Annotated in this window: 3 protein-coding genes and 1 pseudogene; 1 reads left to right on the top strand and 3 read right to left on the bottom strand. The window is 75.0% G+C overall.

Translation table 11 applies throughout. From position 1 onward, the window contains the following. Nucleotides 1-258: DUF3037 domain-containing protein (locus tag C1A33_RS16555; RefSeq protein ID WP_115537964.1), on the top strand; the 258-nt coding region annotated here is incomplete at its 5' end. Nucleotides 259-328: 70 nt separating this feature from the next. On the opposite strand, the gene C1A33_RS16550 is transcribed toward C1A33_RS16555, so the two are convergent. The 3 genes and pseudogenes from C1A33_RS16550 to C1A33_RS16540 all read right to left on the bottom strand — a co-directional run. Then, nucleotides 329-5,149: an alpha-(1->3)-arabinofuranosyltransferase domain-containing protein gene (locus C1A33_RS16550; protein ID WP_101832391.1), complete on the bottom strand. Its 4,821-nt coding sequence runs from the start codon at nt 5,147-5,149 to the stop codon at nt 329-331. A 33-nt stretch (nt 5,150-5,182) separates the two neighbouring features. Continuing rightward, nucleotides 5,183-6,553 (bottom strand): glycosyltransferase family 4 protein, encoded by a 1,371-nt coding sequence (locus C1A33_RS16545; RefSeq protein ID WP_101832390.1) that lies wholly within the window; start codon nt 6,551-6,553, stop codon nt 5,183-5,185. Then, nucleotides 6,550-7,341, bottom strand: a pseudogene (locus C1A33_RS16540) (hypothetical protein); the annotation flags it as partial. The gene C1A33_RS16545 and the pseudogene C1A33_RS16540, both read right to left, overlap by 4 nt.

The following is a 7,341-nucleotide window of genomic DNA, read 5'->3' as shown; positions in this document are numbered from 1 at the left end:
GACCACGGCGCCGCGCTGTACCCGCACCATGACTGGGCGAGCGCGGACGCGGCGGCGGGCCCGGCGGGGCGGCTCGCCCCGGGGGAGCGGTTCCGGTGGCTGACCGCGCCGCGCAGCACGGTCGTCCAGACTTCGCCGGTGCACACCGGCCTGACCTGCGACGCGGCGGCGGAGCTGGAGCGCCTCGCCGCGCTGCTGGTCGACCCGCCGGCCCCGCCGGCCGCCGGGGGTGGCACGCGACCGGCCCCGGTCGCCTGAACCATGACACCCGGGGGCGCGCGCGGGGGCCCACCGGTGGCGCGGCACAACCGCCGGCAGGGCGGCGCAGTCAGGAACGGTCGGCGGCGCCGCTGCCGAGGGAGCGTTCCCGGCGGCCCTGCAGCACGACCACCAGCTGGTCGGCGGCGAGCAGCAGCACGGTCAGCCAGGACACCATCGCGACCTTGCCGAAGGCCGCCACCCAGTCGCCGTTCGTCGGCAGCGAATGGCGATCCTGCACTTCGAGGACGTACAGGGCGCTGATGGTCAGGCAGAGCGCCGGCGCCACCCTGGTGATCCACCGGCCACGCGGCGCGAGCAGCGCGATCGCCGTCGCGCAGGCGACCACGATCCCCGCGGACAGCGAGACCAGCGCCCAGGAGAGCAGGCCCGCGCCCACCGCCGCGACCACCGTCGTCCGCGGGTCCGCCGACACGGCCCGGCCGCTCCACGGGTCGACCGTGGGCAGGTCCGGCCGCACCTGCACCCCCGCCACCGCGGCGGCAGCCCGCCGCCGGCCGGTCGCCCGCCGGGTGGTCACCAGCACCAGGGCCAGGAAGAACAGCACCGCCACCGCGGACAGCACCAGGCTGTACCGGACGATCTGTTGGGGAGCCCAGGTGAGGGTCACGGTGAACGCCGCGGCGGTGGGCGTGACCCGCCAGCCGTTGGCGTACCCGTCGACCAGCCGAGGTGCGCCGGCGTCGGTGCCGTTCACCGTCGCCTTCCAGCCGCGGGACAGGCTCTCCCCGAGCACCAGCCAGAACGGCGTGCCCGGCTTCGCGCCCGTCACCTGAGCGGTGAACGAGGTCGCCGAGGTGGAGGTGACCGTGACCTGCGGACGCGTCCCGTCGGCCGGCCGCGTCGAGGTCGACTGGGCCGCCGTCGACTGCGTCGCGGCCGACCGCGCGGACTGGGCCTGCGCGGGTGCCTGCTGGGTGGACGGCTGCTGGGTGGACGGCTGCGGTGCGGACGGCTGCGGTGCGGACGGCTGCTGTGCCGCAGCCGGTGGGTTGCCCGTGTCGCCCGCGCCCAGCCAGGGGCCGCCGCCGGCATCCGAGGCGAACAGCAGCCGGTCGAGGTCGAAGCCCAGGCCGGCACCGTTGCCGGTGCGGACCAGGTGCTCGCCGGGGCCGAGGGTGATCGCCCCGCCGCAGGTCGACACCCGCAGCCCGAGACGGGCCACGGCGTCCGCGGTGGAGCCGTCGATCCGCAGGCCGACGGGCTGCCCGTCAATGCTGAGCAGGTCGTACCGGCAGGTCCCGGGCAGCTGAGCGAGCAGCTGCTGCGCCACGGGCTGCCCCGTCGCGGCGGTCCCCGAGGTCCCCGAGGTCCCCGAGGCACCGGTGGCGTCGGCGGCCCCGGTGGGCAGGCCGGGCAGGCCGATCTCGGCGATGCCGATCGGCATCGCCAGCGGTTGGCGGCTGATCGGGTCGAGGCTGCGGACCGTGCGCGCGTCCTCCACCGCGAACCGCCAGGTGCTGCCGGTGACCGCGGGGAAGTTCAGCGTGACCTGACGGGTGCCGCCGCGCTGGGTGGTGTCGCTCACCGGCGGGACGGCCACCGAGCCGACCTGGCGTCCGTCGACGATCAGCCCGATCCGCGTCGGCACCGAGTGCCGGCCGTCCGCGACCAGCGACATCGTCGCCGACGACGTCGTGACCGGCGCCGGTGAGGCGACCTGGATCCAGGCGCCGACCTGGGTGCCGATGCCGGGGCTCCAGACGGTCGACGGATCGCCGTCGAACGCGCTCGACGAGCGGTCCGCGATCGACCCGGGCAGCCGGCCGGACGAGGTGACGACGGGCAGGGTCGCCGGGCGGCCGAGGATCCGGTCGATGCCGTCGTCGGAGGCGTAGGCGGAGACCCGGGCGGTGCCGGTCAGCGCGAACGTGCGGGTCGTGGGAAGGTCGAACGACCGGCTGATCACGTCCTCGGTGTCCTGCTTGAACGGCTCGGCCGGGTTGGCCCGGTCCCGCGACATCTGCAGCGCGAGCCGGTGCCCGAGCGAGGACGCCCCGGCGGTGGTGAGGGTGTCGCTGGGCATGCGCAGCACCTCGTCCGCCGTCAGCGGCCTCCCGTCAGCGCCGGGGATCGCGACCTCGGCGAAGCCGACCGCCGAGACGTTGTCGTAGCCGCGCTGGCGGCCGAAGTTCGTCGCGTCCACCCGGATGCGCAGGGTGCGGAACGCGCGGGACGGGAAGGTGACGACCTGGCCGGCCTGCGTCCGCGACGACGGGGACATGTCGACGGTGATCGGCGAGCCGCCGTCGAACGTGAGCGTCGCCCGGGTGATCCACCGGTTGCGCGGCCCGGACAGCGGCTGGGTGAGCGTGATGTGGTCGGTGGTGGTCGGCACGGCGAGCGTGGTCTGCCACTCCTCGCCGGTCGGGTCGGTGAAGGCGCCGACCCGCCAGGCGGTGGCGAGGTCACCGTCGATGCCGCGGTCCGGCCGGTCCCAGGGCCCGTAGGCGAACGAGTTGCCGTAGCCGGAGGCCGTCACCGAGGCGATCTTCGCCGGCTCGCCGGGGGCGTGCAGGCTCAGCGTCGTCTCGTTCGCGGCCGTCTCGCCGGGGAACAGCGGCAGCCGGTTGTCGTTCGGGTCCTTCTTCAGCGGCGCGACGCCGGGCTGCTCGACGTAGCCGAAGTTCTCCCGCACGCCCGTCCACCGCTCGGCCCGCAGCCGGTTGGTGTCCGTGACGAGCAGGTCGGCGCCGTCGTCGAGGGCCTGGCGCACGTCGTCGGGGGAGTCGGCGAGCGCCGGCGCGTACAGGATGGCCCGCCCCTCGGCGACCGGTCCCGCGAGCAGTCCGGAGGCGGCGGCGTCGACCAGCGCCTCCCCGTTGCCGCTGACGAGCAGCGGGCGGGCGGTGGCGGCGGTGCGCACGATCGGCTGGGTGCCGCTGACGGGGAAGACGGCCAGCGCCGGCGGGTCGGGCACGGTGTTCTTCGTGCCCAGGGTGATCTCGTCGGTGAACGGGATGCCCGGATCCTCGGCCACCGGCGGGCCGTACGTCGTGGGCGTGCCGAGCCCGGCCGGCCGTTCAGAGGTGAACAGGTCCCAGGTCGAGCGGGGACGGGGGGTGCGGTAGCGCTCGTAGGCGAGGTTGCTGCGCAGCACCACGTCGCCGACGCCCATGAGCCGGGCCAGGTCCGGCACGGCGGACGTCTCCAGCACGCCCTCCTGTAGCCGGCGGTCGAGCGCCCGGACCAGGTCGACGCTGCCGGCCTCGCCGTAGGGGATGAGCTCGCGCACGACCAGCGGCCGGTCCATCAGGCCCTCGGTGACCGGGTCGAGCGTGCTGCCCCAGCGGTAGTGGGAGAAGTCGGCGCCGGGCAGCTCCAGCACCCGTGAGCCGTCGTCGTCCGCGTCGAGGGCGTGCGCCAGGTCCTTCTCGTACGACGGGATGTTCTCCGGGCGAACCAGCAGCCGGTCGACGAACTCGCCGCGGAACAGCGGCGTCATGTCCAGCGCGATCAGCAGCACGACCAGGCCCATCGCCAGTGCCGGGGTGTTGCGCAGGCGCGCGGCGCGGCTGGGCGCACCGGTGGGGGCGGCGCCGGGGGGAGATGCCGCCCGCCGCTGCGCGTGCCGTTCCTCGAGCGCGGCGAGACCACCGGCGAGCAGCACGGACAGTCCCAGCGCCACCATCGGCACCGCGCGTGGCAGCGACCGCAGGGCGAGGCCGGCCGTCGAGCCCTCGGCGAAGTCCTTGAACAGCGTCCCCCACGGCGACGGGTCGTCGTACGGGTAGACGCCGACGGCGATCGTCGTGCCCAGCAGGATCAGCGCGACGAAGTAGCCGCGATGCCCCCAGCGCACCGCCGAGGCGGCGACCAGCGCGAGGATCGGCACCAGGAAGCTGACGACGATGAGCCACAGGCTGTGGGTGTAGCCGGTCGCCGGCGCGATCCACGGGCCGAGCGCGTCCTGCCCGTAGAAGAACCAGTTGCCCAGGCCCCGCAGCACCTCCGAGGCCTGCGAGCTGCTCGCCACCGTCTGGATGGTCTCGGTGAAGGCGAGCACGTTCAGTCCGTAGCCGGCCTGGGTGTACAGCCCGGCCATCCACCACGCCGAGGTGACCAGGATCGCCAGCACCGCGCGCGCGCTCATGCCGAGCGCGGCGCCGAGGCGGACCTCCCGGGTACCCCACACGGCGAACGGGATCCACAGCAGCGGCGCGAACATGATGAAGATCAGACTGGACGCGTTGATGCTGCCGATGGTCGTGACGACCAGCGCGAACGCGCCCGGGAAACGCCAGCCGGACGGTTGCCATCCCGCCCGGCCCGGCTCCGCCTCGCGCAGCCCGCGCACGGTGATGCCGATCAGCCAGCCGAGCCCCGCGTAGGGCAGCAGGATCGCCGAGATCCGCGCCTCGTACTCGAGGATGTAGGGGGAGAGCATGTAGCCGAGCGCGGCGACGAACGCGAACCGGTCCGGCCAGCGAAACGAGCGCAGCAGGAACAGCACGCCGGTGCCCGCGCCGAACAGGATGGAGCCCGTCCACAGCCGCTGGGCCACCCAGTCGGGCAGCCCGGCGACCTGCGCCAGCCAGTAGAACAGCCCCTGCGGGAACAGGTAGCCGATGTTCTGGTGGGTGACCGTGCCCATGCCGATCGCGGGGTCCCACATGGAGACCGCCCGGCGCAGCATCCGGCCCGGGTCGATGTACAGGTAGGCCTTGGTGTCCGCGCCGATCTTGCCTGGGGCGGTGGCGAGCAGCGGCAGGTAGGCGATCGCCGCCAGCACGAGGGTCGGCCACGACGGCAGGCGGCCAGGCCACCGTCCGCGCCGCGCCGCGGCCGGGGGCCGCGCGCCGTTCGTGGACGTCGTCCCGTTCGTGGACGTCGCGCCGTCCGTTCCGGAGGATGACGTGGTCAGGGTCACCGGATCACCGGATCGCCGGGGTCGTCGCCACGGTCACCGGCGCCGCCCGGTCGCGCCGATCGCGCGGGCCGCCGCCTCCTGGCCGGGGCCGCGGCGCCGCGCCGCCTCCCGGACCAGCGCGGCGAACGTGGCCCGCGCCGTCTCCGCCCAGGTGAACGTCGCCGCGTGGGCGAGCGCCCCGGCCGCGAGCCTGGCCCGCAGGTCGTTGTCGGTGAGCACGCCGGCCAGCGTCTTGCCGAGCTCGGCCGGGTCCTCCACCAGCACGCCCGTCTCGCCGTCGACGACGGCGTCGGTGTGCCCGGCGATCCGGGTCGCGACCGACGGGGTGCCGCAGGCCGCCGCCTCGGTGATCGTCATGCCCCAGCCCTCGCGGGCGGACGCCGAGGTCAGCACCCAGGCCCGCCGGTAGAGGGCGAGCAGCTCCTCGTCGTCGACCCGGCCCACCAGGCGCAGCCACTCGCCGGCCCCGGCCGCGCGAATCTTCTTCTCCAGCTCGGGCCGCTCGTAGCCGTCGCCGACGATCACCGCCTCCATCGTCGGGTGCTCGTCACGGGCGCGCAGCAGGGCGTCGATGAGGACGTCGAAGCGCTTCACCGGCACCAGCCGGCCGACCGCCAGCACCAGCGGATGCGGCGAGCGCTCGCCGGCGGGGGTGTAGGCCGGGTCGATGCCCGGCGGCACGACCGTGATGTTGCGCGGCGGCAGCCCCAGCAGCTCGATGATCTCGTGCCGGGACGACTCGGACAGGGTGAGGATGCGGGTCCGCCGGTACATCGGCGGCGCGACCTTGAACTCCATCGTCTCGCCCACCGTGGCCAGCCGCGGCGAGAGGACCATCCGCCACATCTCGGCGTGCACGTGGTGCAGGAACACCACCCGCGGGCAGCGGGCCCAGACGGGGGAGAAGAACGGCATCCCGTTCCAGATCTCGACCAGGCCGTCCCACGGGCCGGTGCGGCCGAGCGCGCCGGACAGCGCGGTGCGGGGGAACACCGAGTAGCGGCCGGCCTTGCGGACCACCGTGTAGCCGTTGCGCCGCACCGACTCGGGATGCCCGGGCGCCATCGCGGTGCGCAGGCTCACGTCGAGGCCGGCCTGCGCCCAGCGCTCGGCGACCTTGTCCGCGTGCAGCTCCGACCCGCCGGACTCCGGGTCGTCGAGGTCCCGCCAGGCCAGCATGTGCACCCGGCGCAGCCCCGACGTCTCGACGAGTTCGGCGAGTGACGGCGGGCGCTGGGCGACCTCCTCGATGCCCGGCGCGCCGACCTGCGCGGCCAGCAGCCGGGCCGGAACGGCGTCACCGGTGCCGGTCCCCGCGGCGGTGCCCGCCTGCGGCCGGATCAGGCCCGTCGGCACCGGCGGGATCGTGGCGCCCGGGCCACGGCCATTGCTCTGCGCGCTCATGCCCGGGCCGTCCGGCGGGCCGCGGCCAGCACCGACAGGCCGGTGACGACGGCGAGCGCCGCCTGGCAGGCGAGATCGGCGCGAGCGGTCGCGGTGGGGGATCCGTCCGCCCAGACCAGGAGCGGAAGGGCCACGGCGGCGGCGAGCCCCAGGGCCAGCAGGACGCCGCGTTCGCCGAGAGCGAGCAGGTAATGGGTGAACAACACGGTAGCTCCGAGACAGGTCATCGCCGCGGCCAGGGGGAGGAGCGCGCCGGAGGCGTCGGTGAAGCGGGGGCCGAAGGCCAGAGCAAGAAGTGTGTCGGGTGCGAGGAACGCGGCGGTGAGCAGCCCCACTGCCGGTACGAGGAGTATCGCGATGGTCGCGCCCAGTTGATGCAGAGCGTGCTGGCCCAGATGGCGCCGGTCGGCGGCCTCCGGCAGCAGGAAGCCCGCGAGCACCACCGCGGCGAGCACCAGCACCTTGCTGGCCACGGAGACGGCCGCGTAGGAGCCCGACAGCTGCGGCGCGAGCCGCCCCTGCACCAGCACGTCCACGTTCTGCAGCAGGCCGAGCAGCACCAGCGCGACGAGCGCCGCCGCGACCTCGACGGCGAGACGCGCCGGCGCCTGGGGCGCCCTCCGGGGCCCGGCGGCACCGAGCCCGGCAGTGTCGCCTGGCCTGGCAGTGTCGCCGATCCCGGCAGTGTTGCCGAGCCTGGCAGTGTCGCCCCCGGCAGCCGCGGAGACCCCCTGCGGACCGGTGCGCGGGGTGATGTGCCCGGTGGCAGGGGAGTCGGGGGACGCGGG

This window comes from Frankia canadensis (assembly GCF_900197875.1).
Lineage (GTDB): Bacteria > Actinomycetota > Actinomycetes > Frankiales > Frankiaceae > Frankia > Frankia canadensis.
This window is presented reverse-complemented; position numbering and strand designations above follow the sequence as displayed.